Genomic DNA, 997 nt, shown 5'->3' with positions numbered 1-997 from the left:
TTCAGATGTGTATAAGGGACAGGTTCTGCGGGGTGGTCGCGGGGGGCGTGGTGGTCTTCGTCGGCGTCGGGCTCTTGCTCGCCTTTGTCGGGGTCGCCGTGACGGTCTTGGTGATCGTCGTCTCCGGCTCCTCCTCGGGAGTCGGCGTGCCCAGCGTCGTGGTGACCGTCACCGTGGTCTCGGGCGAGGTGTCGCACGCCTCGCCGATGTCACAGGGCTCGACCGGATCGTAGGCCGAGACGGAAGCGCTCGCGCTCTGCACGATGAACGGGGTGGCCCCGGCGCCGGTCAGTCCGAGCGCCAGGACGATTGCGGACACGGCTGTCGCTCGCGTGCGTGCCACCGGTGCCCTCCGCGTAGTCCCGGAACCTTGGTCAAGGGAATACTAGTCGGGTAAAAGTAACAGTAAAGACGGAATTACAACACCTTTCTCCCTTTACGGCCCCGTTGTACCGTGCCAATGAGCCACAGGGCCCCCAGCAGCGTTCCGATCCCCCCTGCGGCCATCGGAAAACCGTTCGGACCGTCCAGCGGGCTGACCCATGCGGCAGGTTCGACTCGCTTCGCGGGCACGGCCATCTCCCACGGCAGGGGCGCCACCGCCCGCGCGGCCTCCTCACTGAGCGGCACCACCCCACCAGGCACCGCCTGCTGCCCCGAACCGGCCACACCCGGCTGCGCCACACCGCTCGTGCCCTGTGCTGCCAAACCGGGCGCACCCTGCGCTGCCAGGTCGCTCGCATCCGACAGCGGCAAGCCGGTCGCACCCGGCTGCACCGAACCGGCTGCGGCCTGCTGCCCCAAGCCGGCCGAGCCCGTGACACCTGGCTGCGGCACTCCAGGGAGCGGTTGTGCCGGCGTTCCGGCGACGTCCTGCGCGGACGGCACCAAGGTCTGCGGACGCGCCGCCACCTCCGGCAGGCGCAGGATCCCGCTGTCCACCACGGCCCCTGCATCAGCACCGGCACCGGCACCGGCCGGCTGCGGCTTCCTGGCC

At 70.0% G+C, this 997-nt stretch carries 2 protein-coding genes; both read right to left on the bottom strand.

Annotated elements, in window-relative coordinates; all coding sequences use genetic code 11:
* Position 1: 1 nt before the first annotated feature.
* The gene (locus ETD85_RS62465) at positions 2-319 is read right to left on the bottom strand and encodes a hypothetical protein (protein ID WP_138699120.1); all 318 of its coding nucleotides are present in this window, start codon (positions 317-319) and stop codon (positions 2-4) included.
* A 98-nt stretch (positions 320-417) separates the two neighbouring features.
* A partial coding sequence (locus ETD85_RS62460) for a hypothetical protein (protein WP_420847404.1) occupies positions 418-997 on the bottom strand: 580 nt, incomplete at its 5' end.

It is taken from the genome of Nonomuraea zeae (assembly GCF_005889725.1).
Classification (GTDB): Bacteria; Actinomycetota; Actinomycetes; order Streptosporangiales; family Streptosporangiaceae; genus Nonomuraea; species Nonomuraea zeae.
This window is presented reverse-complemented; position numbering and strand designations above follow the sequence as displayed.